The 16,258-nt window shown below is 31.9% G+C and carries 13 protein-coding genes; 2 read left to right on the top strand and 11 right to left on the bottom strand.

Annotated features, from left to right (window positions below; translation table 11 throughout):
• Positions 1-28 precede the first annotated feature (28 nt).
• The 5 genes from LL038_RS23665 to LL038_RS23645 all read right to left on the bottom strand — a co-directional run bounded on the left by LL038_RS23665 (position 29) and on the right by LL038_RS23645 (position 4,034).
• Positions 29-571, bottom strand: a complete 543-nt coding sequence (locus LL038_RS23665; RefSeq protein ID WP_216122839.1) for a hypothetical protein — start codon at positions 569-571, stop codon at positions 29-31.
• Between the two features lie 130 nt (positions 572-701).
• Entirely contained in the window at positions 702-1,925 is a 1,224-nt protein-coding gene (locus LL038_RS23660) for an amidase domain-containing protein (protein WP_216122838.1), read from the bottom strand.
• A 136-nt stretch (positions 1,926-2,061) separates the two neighbouring features.
• Positions 2,062-2,958, bottom strand: coding sequence for a S1 RNA-binding domain-containing protein (locus LL038_RS23655; protein WP_216122837.1), 897 nt, complete (start codon positions 2,956-2,958; stop codon positions 2,062-2,064).
• Between the two features lie 19 nt (positions 2,959-2,977).
• Positions 2,978-3,475: a GAF domain-containing protein gene (locus tag LL038_RS23650; RefSeq protein ID WP_216122836.1), complete on the bottom strand. Its 498-nt coding sequence runs from the start codon at positions 3,473-3,475 to the stop codon at positions 2,978-2,980.
• Positions 3,476-3,527: 52 nt separating this feature from the next.
• Entirely contained in the window at positions 3,528-4,034 is a 507-nt protein-coding gene (locus LL038_RS23645; protein WP_216122835.1) for a gamma carbonic anhydrase family protein, read from the bottom strand.
• Positions 4,035-4,393: 359 nt separating this feature from the next.
• On the opposite strand from LL038_RS23645, the gene LL038_RS23640 reads away from it, so the two are divergent.
• Positions 4,394-7,450, top strand: coding sequence for a vitamin B12-dependent ribonucleotide reductase (locus LL038_RS23640; protein WP_216122834.1), 3,057 nt, complete (start codon positions 4,394-4,396; stop codon positions 7,448-7,450).
• A gap of 134 nt (positions 7,451-7,584) precedes the next feature.
• Here the strand turns inward: LL038_RS23640 and LL038_RS23635 are convergent, their stop codons facing one another.
• The 6 genes from LL038_RS23635 to LL038_RS23610 form a co-directional block, all read right to left on the bottom strand.
• Entirely contained in the window at positions 7,585-9,780 is a 2,196-nt protein-coding gene (locus tag LL038_RS23635; RefSeq protein WP_216122833.1) for an S-layer homology domain-containing protein, read from the bottom strand.
• A 485-nt stretch (positions 9,781-10,265) separates the two neighbouring features.
• Positions 10,266-10,904 (bottom strand): AAA family ATPase, encoded by a 639-nt coding sequence (locus LL038_RS23630; RefSeq protein ID WP_216122832.1) that lies wholly within the window; start codon positions 10,902-10,904, stop codon positions 10,266-10,268.
• Between the two features lie 39 nt (positions 10,905-10,943).
• Complete coding sequence (locus LL038_RS23625) at positions 10,944-12,527, bottom strand: DHA2 family efflux MFS transporter permease subunit (protein ID WP_216122831.1); 1,584 nt, start codon at positions 12,525-12,527, stop codon at positions 10,944-10,946.
• A gap of 14 nt (positions 12,528-12,541) precedes the next feature.
• Positions 12,542-13,183: an HlyD family secretion protein gene (locus LL038_RS23620; RefSeq protein ID WP_216122830.1), complete on the bottom strand. Its 642-nt coding sequence runs from the start codon at positions 13,181-13,183 to the stop codon at positions 12,542-12,544.
• A 62-nt stretch (positions 13,184-13,245) separates the two neighbouring features.
• The gene (locus LL038_RS23615) at positions 13,246-14,805 is read right to left on the bottom strand and encodes an efflux RND transporter periplasmic adaptor subunit (protein ID WP_216122829.1); all 1,560 of its coding nucleotides are present in this window, start codon (positions 14,803-14,805) and stop codon (positions 13,246-13,248) included.
• Positions 14,806-14,843: 38 nt separating this feature from the next.
• On the bottom strand, positions 14,844-15,494 hold the full coding sequence (locus LL038_RS23610; RefSeq protein ID WP_216122828.1) for an efflux RND transporter periplasmic adaptor subunit: 651 nt from the start codon (positions 15,492-15,494) through the stop codon (positions 14,844-14,846).
• Positions 15,495-15,737: 243 nt separating this feature from the next.
• Here LL038_RS23610 and LL038_RS23605 point away from each other — a divergent pair, with 243 nt between their 5' ends.
• Positions 15,738-16,187 carry a MarR family winged helix-turn-helix transcriptional regulator gene (locus LL038_RS23605; RefSeq protein ID WP_253199909.1) on the top strand — a complete coding sequence of 150 codons (450 nt, stop codon included), beginning with the start codon at positions 15,738-15,740 and terminating at the stop codon, positions 16,185-16,187.
• The last annotated feature ends 71 nt before the right edge of the window (positions 16,188-16,258 follow it).

The raw sequence follows: 16,258 nt of genomic DNA, 5'->3' as shown, positions 1-16,258 counted from the left end.
TTTAATATTTGAATTCATTTATATTATATTATTTTATTGATTGTTGTTTTCCAGTAACTTTACTTTTAGCATCCATTTTACATGTGTTTTTAGCTTCAGGTGTAGTAAAATATACATTTCCATCAACCTTAGTATCTATTAACTGGAAGTTATTTGCAGAAATATAAAGGTCACCTTTGAAAGTTCCATGTTCCATACTGGTTTGAGTACTTTTAATAGTTAATTTTGGCACAGTTAAAGTGAATCTATCTCCTATGTTCTTAGATTTATCTTGACTGTATAGGTTTATCTTGCGTTCCAAAAGAGCTTTATCATTTCTAAACTCACCATCAACTACAAGGTCTTTATTTATAGTTAAACTTTTTTTCAAATCAATAGTCTGTATACCATCTTTACTTATAGCCTTTTCAAATTCATTTGGAGTACTTACCATTGAAGTTGCGGTTATTACCTTTGGAGTTGTTTGAGTTGTTTTAGGTGTTTTAGGTGTTTGAATTGGAGCTTTCATGTTACATCCTACAAGTAATACGGCTAGTATAGCCGATGTTAATAATATGTTTTTTGATTTCATTAAAAATCCTCCTTATTAATAAAATAATTTTTTCTTCGAATATAGTATAACCAAAATAATAAAAATTCATGTTTAATAAAAGAGTTAAAATTTTTTTAAAAAATATATTTTATGCTTTATAAATTTTTATCTATCTTACATGTATAAAATAAAACTTGATATTTTTATCTCCCCAACCTAAATCCCAAGGCACATGATATCTATCAATGGTATGAGTATTAACAAGAGGATAACCATGAGAATCAAAACCAGTAACTATAGCAAAATGATCTATATCACTACCTTTTGCGTAACAAATAAGATCACCTAGATCTAATTTTTGTATAACACCACATGGATAACCAGGAATAGGAGAGATTAATTCCTTAAATGTCCCTTTTCCTATTATTTTGCCCCTACCACTATAAGTCAAATATTGTTTAAATGCGTCAGCATTAACCCATGCGGATGTTCCGTCAGCTCCACCATATTTTTTGTAAGTACAATGCCAAACACCATCAAATTCTAGACCACCACCTTCTTTATCTCCCATTGATTGAGATACATAATTAGTACAATTTCCACCAATGCCAGTATAATTTGTGTACTTTTTATTATATTTTTTTAAATTTCCACTTGCCCATGGTATTCCACAGTATTTATCAGCATATTTAACAGCATTTATTTTATCATATTTACCTTTGGTAACAGCTTTTGGTTCAGCTAGTATTTTAGGACAATTTTGAAGATTATATTTTTCCTTATTATCAATATTAAGCTTAGGATCTTTTATTTCCCCTGAATAAGATTTTAAAGCATCTTCAAAGCAATCTAAATACCAATCAGAGTAAATTAACCACTTTCCATCTTTTTTTATTAAATCCATAGAGTGTGTTAGTCCCACTCCAAAAATATTTGTAGTCGGATTTACATCATTTTTGTAAGTATATTGGAATTTGTAATATTCATCTACTAATAAGCGAAGACCTCCTTGTGTACTAGTTATTTTTCTAACTTTTGGAGTAGATTCAACCTTTACATAGTTCATATCTCTTTGACATGACCAATCATTAAAATAACTAAGTCTTTTCACTTCATGCTCCAAGCTCCATTTTCCAAGCTTTTGAGAAACATCATAATAATTAGGTAGATTAGTAATATCTTTAGTAATAAACATTGAATTACGATCTTTATAAATATCTTCAATTACTTTTGTGATCTCAGCTGTATCAGGATTTACAGGAGCTATTGTAGAAATAGCCATAGCTTTACTTGTAAAAAAATCATTTGATTTATAGCAAAATAACCCTACTAATAAAAGAAAAGACGACAGAATAATAATAGAAGTACTAATTTTGCAAATATGTTCTTTCATTAATTTATACACCTCCAAGCTGCGTTAATTTAGTATTCCACAACTTAAGGATTTCTTGCAAAAAATCGCAAAAAATATTAAACGACTAAAGCCTTTTAATATTTAAGACTTTAGCCGTTTAAGTAATTTCTATTATTTATTCTTTTTCTATTTCTTCTAATTTAGTCTCTTGTTCTTCTAATTTAGTCTCTTGTTCTATTAATCTAGTACCATCCGTGTCTTGAACAATCCAGCCACTTTTCATAAGTCCACCCAATGCTCTTTTAAATGCATTTTTACTGGTTTTAAATGTTTTCTTTATATCATCTGGAGAACTTTTATCATTGTATACCATAGAACCACCAGACTTATCTAAGAATTCTATTATTTGACGTTCAACTAAATCTCTTTCTTCTAGTCTTGGTTTTCTAGCTGTTACATCCATTTTACCATCCTCGTAATATTTCTGTACTCTCACTGTTAGTCTATCTCCAGGTATTACACTAGCGTAATTCTCATTTCTTAGAATAACAGCTCTATAAATATCATCAATAGCTATCATTAATGTACCATTAGTCTGGATTCCGTATACTGTACCCTCCACTTCATCATCAATTTCATATGAATCTGTATCATATAAATACTTATCAATAAAAGTAGTGGCTGCAAGTCTTCCAGTCTTATCTAAATATATATAGAAAAGATATTTTTTACCTGTTTCCAAGCTATAATTTTCCTCTTTAAAAGGAACTAATATATCTCTTTCTAAACCAATTTCAACAAAACTTCCTATTGTAGTCATGTCAACTACCTTAAGATAAGCTAAGTCTCCAACTTTTGCCATTGGCTTTTTTAAAGTTGCAATTAATCTGTCACTCGAATCCCTGTATATAAACGCTTCAACTTCATCGTCAATTTTAAGTGCTCTACCTACTGTACTTTTCATTGGAAGTAATATATCATCATCCGTACTATCTGTCTCAGCACCCAAGTAGTAACCAAAATCTGCCCTTCTAACTACCTTTAAACTATTAATATCTCCTATTTTTATCATTTAATATCCCCTACCTTTTTTAAACTTTTGACCAATCTATATATTTGTTAAGAATATCTACAAATTCGACTAAATATTTTTCTTCTAGTTTGGTAAACCTTCCTATGTCTTGACTATCTAAATCTAAAACTCCATAAACTACATCATCTTTTATTATAGGTATAACAATTTCTGAATTTGTTGAAGAGTCGCAAGCGATGTGCCCAGAAAAGTCATGAACATTTTCTACAAGCTGAGGTTTTTTTTGCGTTACAGCTGCTCCGCACACTCCCTTGCCTACTTCTACTCTATTACAAGCCGGAAGTCCCTGAAACATTCCAAGAATTAATGTATTACCCCTTAGTATGTAAAACCCTGCCCAATTCACCCGATCCATAATTGCTTTAATTATGGCCGTTGCATTACATAAATTTGCCATGTCATTTTTTTCTGAGCTAAGCTGACCTTCTAAAAGGATTAGCATATATTTATATTTCTGCTCACTTGTCATCTTCTCTATTCCATTTAATTTTATCATTTTTCTCGCTCCTTAAAAAAGCCCCAATCTTTTACTCTATATTTAATATAAATTATTTCATTATATATTTCATTGAAAGTTCAGCATAATGATGCGCTGATTCTTTTAAGCCTTCTTTTTCCTGAACCGTTAACATTCTTACAACCCTTGCCGGCACTCCCATGCATAAAACACCAGACGGTATTTTTTTCCCTTGCGTAACTAAACTACCAGCTCCAATTATAGTATACTCTCCTATTTCTGCACCATTAAGGATTGTACTTCCCATTCCGATTAAAGTATAATTTGCAATTGTACAACCATGTATTATAGCATTATGTCCTATAGTTACATAATCTCCAATATTAATAGCGAACTCATCATCATTATGTATAGTGCAGTTATCTTGAACATTTGTGTAATTACCTATAGACATAGAATTCATATCACCTCTTAATACAGCTCCAAACCAAATACTGCTGTACTCTCCTATAGATACATTTCCTATGACGTCTGCGCTGCTAGCAATAAAAGTATTTTTATGTATACTCGGGATTTGTCCATCGAATTGATGTATCATAATTTCATCTTCACCTCTTCCAAAATAATAAATGCATATCGAATATAGTGCTATACTAAGTATACATTTATTATACTACTATATTTAATAAGTAAGCCCGTAATTAGTCATAATTTGAGTTAATTTATTATTTGATTTTTTATAAAATATATTATATAATACCATATGTAGTGGCGATTATTTTAAAACTACTACATATGGTATTATATTTAATATTACATAAAATATACCTAAATAATTAATATAACTACTTAGGTATAATAATTTCAAACATACAGACTTATATTTTACATGATTTAAGATTAATATGCAACTAATAGGAGGTGTTTATACTAGTTTTTTTTAAGCTAGTATTAATTATGGCGGAGATAAAAAATTTGATTAAACGGGTTTTCACAAAGGAATTAGAAAAGAATAAAGCTATTACTGTTTTTGATTTATTTAATTGGAAAAAGGTAAATGTTTTGTTAAAAGACCATAAAACTAATAAAGTACTTTTAGACATGAAGGATTTAGAATTTCCGGAACACTACTCACAAAATTCTTGCGATATAATCGCTTCAAAATATTTTAGAAAATCTGGCCTTAATAATAAAAAAGGTTATGAGGATAGTATGAAGCTTGTAGCTCATAGACTTGTAAATTTTTGGTGCGAAGCTTTAATAAATGAAACTATCATTAAATCTGATGAAGAAAAAAGTATTATTTATGATGAATTAATATATGCATTTTTAAATCAAATGTTTGCTCCAAATTCTCCTCAGTGGTTTAACACTGGCCTTAATCTATCATATGGCATAAAAGGTGGATCATTAGATAATTTTTATTATGATGAAAAATCGAAAATGATAGTTAAAAGTAAAGATGCTTATACAAGGACTCAAGCCTCAGCTTGTTTTATTCTATCAATTGAAGATAAATTACTTGGCAAACATTCAATTTCAGAGCAATATGTAACAGAAACCAAATTGTTTAAAGGTGGTTCTGGTACTGGAACTAATTTTTCTAGTATACGAGGCATTGGAGAGAAATTATCTAGTGGTGGTATTTCCTCAGGCCTTATGAGTTTCTTAAGAGGCTTAGATAGAAATGCAGGTGCGATAAAATCTGGTGGAACCACAAGGCGTGCAGCTAAAATGTTATGCCTTGATATAAACCATCCTGAAATAATGGAATTTATGACCTGGAAAGCTAAAGAAGAAGATAAAGTAAGGGCTCTAACTAAAATGGGTTATGATGGCAGTTTTGAGGGAGAGGCTTATGAAACTGTTTCTGGTCAAAATGGAAATAATTCTATAAGATTTTCAGATGAATTTATGACGAAAGTTGATAAGTTGTCAGTTGATCCCGATCAAACTATTACCCTTAAGGGAAGATGTGATTCTTCAATTGACAAAGATATAAGTGTAAAAAAACTATGGGACACCTTTAATGACGCTGCTTGGAAATGTGCAGACCCAGCTCCACAGTTTGATGACACCTTTAATGCATGGCACACTTGTCCTGCTGGAGAAGACGGAGAATTTGGTGCTAAGCATAATAGAATTAATTCAACTAATCCTTGCGGGGAATATGCCTTTTTAGATGATACTTCTTGTAACTTAGCATCTATTAATATTTATAAATTTTATGACCCTAAAACTAAAAAATTTGATGTTTCCGGATATGTGCATTTAATAGGACTTACTCAATTAGTTCTCGAAGCATCGATACATTGGGGACAATTCCCAACTGAAGATATAGCAAGAAAAACTCATTTATTTAGAACCACTGGTCTTGGGCTATCAAATTTAGCTTCATTATTTATGGTAATGGGCTATCCCTATGACTCAGAAGACGCTAGAAATATAGCATCATCACTAACCGGGATAATGACTGCGCAGTCTTATTATGTTTCATCTTTGATTGCTAAAGAATTATCTCCTTTTGAAAAATATGATATTAATAAAGAATACATGCAGATAGTTATAAGAAATCATGCAAGAGCAGCTGGAGCAATAAAGAGTGACTTTGAAAATCTAAACTATGAACCTATTAAAGTGGATCACGATATTTTAACTAAAGACTCTTTAGGTGCTATAAGTGAAACCTTAAAAAGTTGCTGGACAAAAGCATTAAGCAGCGGCGAAAACTATGGTTTTAGAAACGCTCAGGTTACAGTTTTAGCTCCTACTGGCACTATTTCCTTTGCTATGGATTGTGGTGCAACATCTGTAGAGCCATACTTCAGTCATTTTATTTATAAGAAATTATCTGGTGGCGGTTTTATGACCATCGTAAATCCTGTAATTAAAGATTCTCTTGCTAACCTTGGATATTCAGAAAGTGAAACAAATGATATTTTTGATTACATTCTAAGAAAAGAAATGGTTGATGAAAACGGCTTTGAATATGAAAAAATTGTGGACGGTAAAATAGAGGGTGCTCCTCATTTGAAACGGGAACATTTATCTATATTTGATACAGCAAATAAGTGTGGTAGCGGTAAAAGGTATATTTCCTTTATGGGACACGTTCTTATGATGGCAGCAATAACGCCAATGATATCAGGTTCTATATCAAAAACTGTAAACTTACCTAAAAATGCTACTATAAATGATTTTAAAGAAGTTATATTAAATTCTTGGAAATTAGGAGTAAAAGGTATCTCACTTTATAGAGATGGTTCAAAGGCAAGTCAACCACTAAACACTACTTTGTCTGAGGATAAGGAACTATTACTTGAAGATCTATCATATGACGCTCTTTTGAAGAAAGCAAGATCATTACAAAAAACTTCAAATCAATCACACTCAACACGTGAAAAACCAATTGGGATACGTTATGGTACTACTCATCCTGCTCAAATTGAAGATGTAAAGATTTATACTACTGTAAATAGACGTTCAAATGGAGAGATTTCTGAAATATATATAACAACAGATAGAGAAGGTACTATTATTACTGGTTTACTTAATTCTTTATCAAAAGCAATCTCAGTTATGCTTCAACACCATGTACCTGCAGACGCTATCTCGACGATGCTTCGAGGTCAAAAATTTGAACCTTATGGTTTTGTACAAAAACATCCTTATATTAAATCAGTTTCATCTATTTCTGATTTGATTAGCAAAATTATTGATATAGAACTAGGTGACTACAGTAGATGTCAGATTAAACCTGACAATTACGAGAGCACAAATATACCTAATAATCCGTTAATCCCTGTTGAAAATGAAATTTCAACTACTTTAGAAGAATCCGCTAATGTGGCATCTCCTACAAGTAAAGAAACTTCAAAAAACATAAGTGATGGTAAAATTCAAGGTGAAAGATTGTACTCTGAAACCTGCTCACTATGCTCAAGTACTAGGCTTGTTAGAAATGGTACTTGTAAAGTTTGCCTTGATTGTGGAACAACAACTGGATGTAGTTAATAACTAATTCCTATTAAAAATAAAAAAAGTAATAAATTCCGTTATTTTCATTTATTATAAACAATACCCCCAATTGTATTATTATACAATCGGGGGTATTGTTTTAACATTTTCTTTTTTAAATATTTTAAAGACTAATATATATCAACTATGCTACCATCTTCTCCTAGAATAACTTTAATGAAATTACCAGAATAATATTTATCAAGTTTGTTTTTATCAAAATATTTACCAATCTCATAAGTAGTACCATTAATTTTTATACTAGTTGCATTGATTTTATTTGGTGTAAAACCATCAATATCTCCAAATGCACTTTTTCTACTAGCATAAATATAACGGTTTTTATTCCAAATATCTGATACAAAATAAACCACATCGTTATAATTCACACTAAGTGTATTCTCAGTGTACATCTCATTACTATAAACAAATGAATATTCACTATCATCCATTTCCTTTAAGAATGATGTATCACCACTTCTATAAACTTTTGGTATACTAAAGACAGGATCAATAATAACAGCATATTCATATCCATTATTGGCACTGTTTTTAGATAACATTATTGAAGAATAAAGACTGATACCAGTAACTGCGACATTATAATTAACCTTTTCTCCATTATGATAATACACAGTAGCCTTTGGTAACTTAATGCTACTAGTTACATCCTTATCATTTTCCCACTTCATATCTGTTCCTACTTTCTCAGTAACAGCATAATTTTCTGTGGTGTTTTCCTTTTTGTCAATTTTTGTAATTATAGTACCGTCAACATACAATTTGTACTTTGCACCTACCTCAGGAGAAATTACCCCACTAAGACACTGAAGAGTTCCTTTATCAGTAAGAATTTCATTATTTGATAAATCATCACTTGTAACTGAGGTTCCAAGTATTATATATTCAGCAAGTGTTCCAGTCTTATTTTCTATATTTTTTATATCTAATAATTTATCATCCTTATCTCGCACTACACGGACTAAATCGCCATCTTTAAAAGAGGCAAGTTTCGTAATATCCATATCATCACTATAATTGTAATTCACCTTATCTATTTGAATATCATATAAACTATTTGAATCAGCAGGAATATCTGTAATGTATCCCTCAACATAATTTTCAACAGCAAGTATATACTTATTACCGCCATTTAAATCTGTAACACTATAAACTACATCTGTCTCTTTAATATCGCTTTTTAAAATAGCTTGACCATTTTTTATAATCTTTGTATTCTCATTAAATACTATATTTCCTAATGTATCAGAGTTAACATCAATATTTGATGCAAGCTCTGGGTCACTATATATAGGATCAGTTATTACAGCATAACTAGATGAGACTTTAGTATTATAATCAAATACTACTGAAGAATTAGTTTTTAAAAGATTACTTATACTTGTATAAGCTTCCTTTACGCCATGGTAATAATAAGTAATACTAGATGGTAGAATCATACTTTTTGTAGTCCCATCTTCATCATAATTAACAACATTACCCACTATAGTGTTTGCAGTAATGGTTACCGGCTCTCTTACTTTACCATAAACCTTTTTAATTTCTCCATCCTCTATCTTAAGCCTATAAGTTGCTCCAACCTGAAGTTTCCCTGCGGCAGCTGGAACATTAAATACACCTTTATCTGTTAATATTTCGTTCTTTGCTAACTTGTCATAGGATACTGAATTATCTTGTACAATACAATCAGAATATAACTTTATCGAATCAGAATAAGTTACAGCCGTTGTAGTTGACCCAGCAGCCTTTATATCGGTGTCAAGGAGCCTGTCAAACATTACGGCTACTGCCCTATAAGTAACTCTATCACCCTTTTGATAACTTAGATCATCAGTTATTCCTAATGTTTTTGCCTTACTTATATAGTTCGATGGATACGTTCCTACTAAATCACCATCAACATATCCAAGTAACTTTACAATAACAGTACAAATTTCTTGATAAGTAATTGCAATTTCAGGATGGAAGTTTCCATCCGCCATTCCACTTATTAATCCCTTATTTAAAAGTATATTTACATAACCGCTCATTTCACTATTCGATGTAATATCCGGGAATATAGTAGCCCCTCTCATTCCTAAGGCTCCATCCTCTAAATCAGCAGCTATAACTACAGATTTAGCAAATTGCCCCCTAGTCATAGCATTAGAAACTACCGCTGCATTCACAATCCCAAGTTGCTTCATCCTAGCAACCCCCCCTGAATAATCAGCAACAGTCACAGCTGAGACAAAATTCGAACTAATTGTACTTATAAAAAAAGTAAATATTAAAAAAACACTCATAGTAATTCTTCGAAATTTCATTTTACACCATCCTTTTGTTAATTAATAATTATAATATTTTTATTTAGCAAGGTAAGAAAATCTATATTACGTAAAATGCATATGAACAAGCGTTAGTAATTCTTAACTTATTTTACGTAAGCTACGTTAAGAAAAGTACATGTTTGAGCGTCAGCGAGTTTGTACTTTTTAGTATCTTTAAGTAAAATTAGTTTAGAATTACTCAGCGTAGTGAATAGCAGTTGTAGTAATATATACTCTTTTTTATTAATTTAGAAATTATGAACTTATAATTTCTTTCCTTTTCCTTAACACGGTAAGAAAGTGTATATTACGTAAAATGCATATGAACAAGCGTTAGTAATCCTTAACTTATTTTACGTAAGATACGTTAAGAAAAGTACATGTTTGAGCGTCAGCGAGTTTGTACTTTTTAGTATCTTTAAGTAAAATTAGTTTAGAATTACTCAGCGTAGTGAATAGCAGTTGTAGTAATATATACTTTCTTACATTTCTCCAAACCTTAAATGAATATATTCTAAAATAATTTTTTCTGTTTCATCAAGTCCTAATATACCTGTATCCAGCGACAGATGGTATTGACAAGCATCTTCAAGCTCATGTCCTGTCATTTCACTTATATATAAATCTCTCATCTTATCGGTAGACTTAACAAGTTTCAGTGATTCTTGTTCTGATATGTTATTAATTTCTTGAATGCGTGACGCCCGATAAGCACTATCTGCATACAAAAAAACACTTACATGACGAGGATGATTCGCAAGTATATATGAAGAACCACGTCCCAATATCACAGCAGATTTCCCCTTATAAGATTCTAATATTGCTTCTGCCTCTGCATTAAAAATTTGATGATTAGTCACAGGTTTCGAATCTAGAGCGGCGTATGTACTTGTATCGATATATGCAAAGTACTGTAATAAAGAATGCCAAAAAGATGTCGGCTTTTCATCACCTGCTGTTACCTCCTCAGATGATATATTTAGTTTTCGTGCAGTCATATCAATAATTTGATGATCAATATACAGCATATTCAATTTTTCTGCAATTCTCTGACCTAAATATGCTCCTCCACTTCCAAATTTATGGTTGATCGTAATTACTAGTGGTATAACCTTAACCATCTTAAAACCCCCTTAACAATATAATCTACATTTATTTAATTATTCAAGCATATCTGCCATATGCATTTCTTCTTGCATGGAATCAACACTTTTCACTTTTGGTAGCTGTTTTTTTTCTCTAAGAAATAGGACTAAAACTATTCCAAAAACTATTGCTAATGAAGTAACAGCAATCGCATATGTTTGTGCATCAATATATGCTTGCCTAGCAAGTCCCCCTGCAATAGCAGTAACTGCTGCTACTTTGGCATTAGCAGCTGAGTACCCTGAATTCATGTAGACACCTGTAAGTGTTTTCATATAATTTACTGCTACTTGATTAAATGGAGTTATTTCATTTGCTAGTTTTGCATAATTAAAACTATTTCTACTTTGTATTAGTGAAGTCATTATCGTTACACTTAGAGATGACGTTACCTGCCTTATGGTATTCGAAAGAGCTGATGCTTTTGCAGTTAAATGTGGTGGTATGCAATTCATACCGGCAGTATTAACTGGCATCATACATAATCCCATGCCTACACCACGTATAAGATTAAGCATAGTGATAGTCTCCTTACTCATACCCATACTTAAAAAAGTAAATTTGTAGGATGCGATACCTACGATTATAAGACCAGTAATTGTTAACGCCTTTGCACCAAACTTATCAAAAAGTGCCCCACTTATTGGCATCATAATACCAGATGCTATAGCACTGGGAAACATAATCATACCTGTCTCCATTGCTGTAAATCCTCGTACATTTTGCAAAAATAGAGGTAATACATACATCCCACCCATCATAGCTAATGTAGTAATTATTGATAACCCTTGACTTATAGAAAAATTTAATTCTTTAAATATTCGTAATTCTAACAATGGATTATCATGTGTAAGTTCATTAATAACAAAGAAAACCATACCTAAGCATCCTATTGTTATAAGCATTTGAGTTTCTATATTTGACCAATCTATTGTACCCTCACCTAATACGTATAATAAACTTACAAGGCTGATAGATATCGAAATAAACCCTAGGTAGTCAAAAGCTATCTTTGGTTTTTTAGGTCCTTTTTTCATTATGATACCAGCGAGTATAACTCCTGCTATCCCTATAGGTACATTTATGTAAAAAAGTAATCTCCAGCTTGTAGTTTGTAGAAGATAGCCGCCGAGTGTTGGACCGATAGCAGGCGCCACCATAGCAGCTACCCCCCAAATCCCTAAGGCTTTTCCTCGTTCATTCGGTGGGAACAAACTGAAAACGACAGCCATACCTACAGGCATAATCATACCCCCACCTAGTGCTTGGATAATTCTAAAAATTATCATCGTATTATTGCTCCAAGCTAAACCACACAGAAGTGAACCAACCGAAAACATTCCAAGTGCAAACATATATATTTGTTTAAAATCATATCTCTCCATTAGATAACCTGTAAATGGAATAACTACACCAAGTGCTAAAGTATATGCAGTTAATACCCATTTTATCTTGTCCAAATCTACACCAAACACAGACATTAGAGTAGGGACAGCGATATTTACGATACTGCTATCCAATACAGACATAAAAGTTCCGATTATTACTACAAACAGTACAAGCCACCTATTTGAGTTATCATTTCCTTTGTTTTCCATATTATATCACTTCCTCACTTTATGTGTATTTTTACAGTAGCATTAGTACCTGTTAATAAACTAACGTCATTTTTATTCAACTCAATTTTCACAGGTATTATTCTTGCAACTTTCGTATAAGTTCCACTAGTAGAACTTTGAGTAATTGCGAAAACAGATTCAGATGCTTGCCCAATTGATTCTACCCTGCCAATAAATTTTTTATTAACATATTCATCTACTGTTACATCAACTGACTGGCCCGGATGTATTTTATTAATTTTTGTTTCCTCAATGTTAGCATTTATATATATTTTTTTTGTATCAACAATTAAGGCTAATGTTGTTAATTGACTACTTGATACATAATCACCTACATGTGAAACTACTTTAACTATTGTCCCACTAATTGGGGCTCTTATATTAGCAGCAGCACTGTTAGCATCTATATATCCTAAAATCTGATCTTTAGATACAAAATCACCTTCCTTTACATTAAATTTCAATAGCCTTCCAGTGGAGTGTGGAACAGCTTTAATAAAATCACCAGTGACTTTAGCATCGTCTGTTGATATATAATAAGTATTTTCATACCAATAGTGTCCAACGATATATACTAAAGCTAAGATAAGTACGACTACAACAGAGGATAATAAAAATTTACGTCTACTCTTCATTTTTACACCTACCTTCTTTGCATATTTCCTTTAAATACCAGGTTATTTGCTTTAATCCTCTCCTAATTTGCTGTCGAAGCATAGGTTTGCGTTAAAATTACTTGATCCCCTGCAATTAGTCCACTTTTAATTTCTACATATTTATCATTTTTAACTCCGAGTTCCACTTCTGTATGTATTCCTTTATTATCTTTTAATAAAACGTAACTACTCCCATTGCCATTTGTTATAGCATTTATTGGAGCATATAAAACATTAGGTTTATTAATTACTTGAACACTAGCATTTACATTCATTCCACCCTTAAATAAATTGAAATTGCTTTTAACCCTAATAGTTACCAGATACGAAGTTACCCCATTTAAAGATGTCCCCTTAGAAGCAACGGTCTCAACTTCTCCTTTAACTGGTGTATTTAAGGTACTTGGAATTGATTCTGCTGTAATACTTGCAAGCTGCCCTGGAACTATTTTAGCTATATCAATTTCATCCACTGGTATGTCAAATTTCATATTATTTTGGTTTAAAACCTCCGACACTTCAACGCCAGCATTTATAGTATCTCCTACTTGAAAATTCACAGTTGATAACACTCCACTAATAGGTGAAGTTATTTTATAATAATCTAGCTGTGAGGTCGCTAAATTTATCTGGTCTTGCGTGGTTTCCATTCCAATATTTGTAGTTTCTTGAGCTCTCAAAATAGAATCATTTTTCATCTGAACAAGAGATGTCCCAGAATCAACTTTTTGATCTTCTTTAACAGAAATAGCTTGAACAGTCCCCCCTGTTTTGCTAATAACCGCTTGCTTGTTTATATAATTCATACTAGCAGTGTTCGCGCTACTTACGCTTCCCTTAGATGTTTTAACATCTGCACTAGCAGTCATACCGCCAAGTAGAGCACCTGGATTATTCATTACAATTTCTACAGTATATATCTGTCCACCTGAAATCGTTGATGATGGTTGGTTGCTTATATACGATACATTTCCATCTACAGCCTGCGTCATCGATGTTATATTTACCTTAGCGGCTTGCCCAATTGATATTTGGCCCACATCTTTTGCATTAAAGGAAAGTAGCACCTTAAGCTTTGAAGTATCTGTAATCGTAAGGACTACACCACCTGCCGCTACTGTATCACCCACATTTACAGCAATACTTTTCACCTGTCCATTAAATGGCGCACTGATTGATAAGTCTGAAACAGCTTCTTTACTCGCATCGCCGGTTACCTCACTTTGCTTAAGCCCTTGCTTCACAATATCTACAGAAGTCTTAGCATCCTTATCATCAAGTTCATATATAACGTCTCCCGATTTAACTTTGTCTCCCACTTTAAAGTTAACTTTTGTAATTTTGCCACCAACTCTTGAATTAATTTTATTACTTTTAGTAAAATATATAGGTCCTGCCCCTTCAACCTGAGTTGTTATATTTCCTTTTTTTACAGTTGCAGTTTTCTGATCAGATGCCTTTGCTGAACTAGCTAATTTACTACTAAACGCTGTATTCTTTACTATCACGACCACAACAAGAACTACTATTACAACACCTGCTATTTTTACGAACTTATTTTTAAGTCCCTTATTTATCATATCTTTTAACTCAAATTTCAATAATATTCACCTTCCAATCATTTAATTAACTTAAAATCTTACTTTATATGGATTTTTACAATTGCATTTGTACCTGGTAATAATTTAGTATCAGAATTATTAATTCCAATTTTCACTTGTACTCTTTCTACAACCTTTGTAAAGGTACCACTTGTTTGAGCTGGAAGAATTGAAAAAGCATTATTTGATGCTTGTGATATTGAGCTCACTTTGCCAGTAAATTTCTTCCCCTTAAATTGATCTATAGATATATCAACTGCTTGGCCTATTTTTACTTTAGCAATATCCGTTTCATCAATATTAGCAATTAAATAAATTTGATGAGGATCCATTATTAAAGCAAGTGTAGGCGATGTTGCACTTGATTCGTATTCTCCTACAAGTGCGCTTTTCGAAGCAACTACTCCACTAATTGGTGCTCTTATATTAGAGGCCGCACCACTATCGACTCCAGCCTCTAACCTTCCAATAAGCTGATCCTTAACTACATAGTCACCTTCCTTAACATTAAATTCTAAAAGCTTTCCAGAGGTAAGCGGTGTTACTTTTATAAAATCAGCGACTAATTCTACGTTATCCGTTGATAAATAGTGGGTATAATTATACCAAAAATATGCACCAATAGACCCCCCCACCACTAGAACTAGGCCCAAACCAACTGTTAATAATACTTTAAATTTACCCTTCATTTTGTACACCTACCCTCTAAATCTAAATACGTCCCGTTACGACGCGTCATCGTGCAACTTATTTTACTCCCACATTATTAAAATGTCAACACGAAATTACTTATTTGGTTTTTATTTCTTATTTGCTAATGGCAATCTTAGTAGTAATCCATACCTTGACTAGATGATTGCAAACTTGTATTATTGGTTGTGATGCAACTTATAATTTAAAACTGTATTATTATTAATTATCAGGAGGAAACAATGATGGATATTAACGATAATGAATTTGTAGAAAAGTTTATTGTAGATAGTGTTCGTTTAATAAAAAAAACTTCAGACACTTTCACAAAATCAATAACCTTAAACGGTGGTTTTACAATCCCACAACTAAACGTTATGAGAGAATTAGTTACAGAAGATGGTTTAAGCCTTAAAGAACTTAGTAAAAGACTAAACTTATCCCATAGTACAGTTTCGGGAATTATCGATAGATTAGAAACTCGTGGAACTGTAATTCGTAAACAAGATACTTGTGATGGGCGATTTACACAAATTTTCATGTCAGAAAAAGTAAACAATTATATTAAAAATACAATGAACAGAATGTATACACCCTTCATTAATGCTATACAAAATGCTTTACCTGAAGAAAAAACAAAGATACTTGAGGGACTTTCAATATTCTGCCGACTACTTAAAGCATCGAAATAAAAAAGAGTATAAATTTCTTTTAGAAATTTATACTCTTTTTTATATTAGTTCTTATACTTTTGCCTCTACTT

Source organism: Clostridium estertheticum, from assembly GCF_026650985.1.
Taxonomy (GTDB): domain Bacteria; phylum Bacillota; class Clostridia; order Clostridiales; family Clostridiaceae; genus Clostridium_AD; species Clostridium_AD estertheticum_C.
Note: the sequence above shows the minus strand (reverse complement) of the source record. Positions and strands in the feature narration are given on the sequence as shown.

Coding starts and splice junctions, on each gene's coding strand:
- LL038_RS23665 (WP_216122839.1), bottom strand. CDS start 571: ATGAAATCAAAAAACATATTATTAACATCGGCTATACTAGCCGTATTA.
- LL038_RS23660 (WP_216122838.1), bottom strand. CDS start 1,925: ATGAAAGAACATATTTGCAAAATTAGTACTTCTATTATTATTCTGTCG.
- LL038_RS23655 (WP_216122837.1), bottom strand. CDS start 2,958: ATGATAAAAATAGGAGATATTAATAGTTTAAAGGTAGTTAGAAGGGCA.
- LL038_RS23650 (WP_216122836.1), bottom strand. CDS start 3,475: ATGATAAAATTAAATGGAATAGAGAAGATGACAAGTGAGCAGAAATAT.
- LL038_RS23645 (WP_216122835.1), bottom strand. CDS start 4,034: ATGATACATCAATTCGATGGACAAATCCCGAGTATACATAAAAATACT.
- LL038_RS23640 (WP_216122834.1), top strand. CDS start 4,394: ATGGCGGAGATAAAAAATTTGATTAAACGGGTTTTCACAAAGGAATTA.
- LL038_RS23635 (WP_216122833.1), bottom strand. CDS start 9,780: ATGAAATTTCGAAGAATTACTATGAGTGTTTTTTTAATATTTACTTTT.
- LL038_RS23630 (WP_216122832.1), bottom strand. CDS start 10,904: ATGGTTAAGGTTATACCACTAGTAATTACGATCAACCATAAATTTGGA.
- LL038_RS23625 (WP_216122831.1), bottom strand. CDS start 12,527: ATGGAAAACAAAGGAAATGATAACTCAAATAGGTGGCTTGTACTGTTT.
- LL038_RS23620 (WP_216122830.1), bottom strand. CDS start 13,183: ATGAAGAGTAGACGTAAATTTTTATTATCCTCTGTTGTAGTCGTACTT.
- LL038_RS23610 (WP_216122828.1), bottom strand. CDS start 15,494: ATGAAGGGTAAATTTAAAGTATTATTAACAGTTGGTTTGGGCCTAGTT.
- LL038_RS23605 (WP_253199909.1), top strand. CDS start 15,738: ATGATGGATATTAACGATAATGAATTTGTAGAAAAGTTTATTGTAGAT.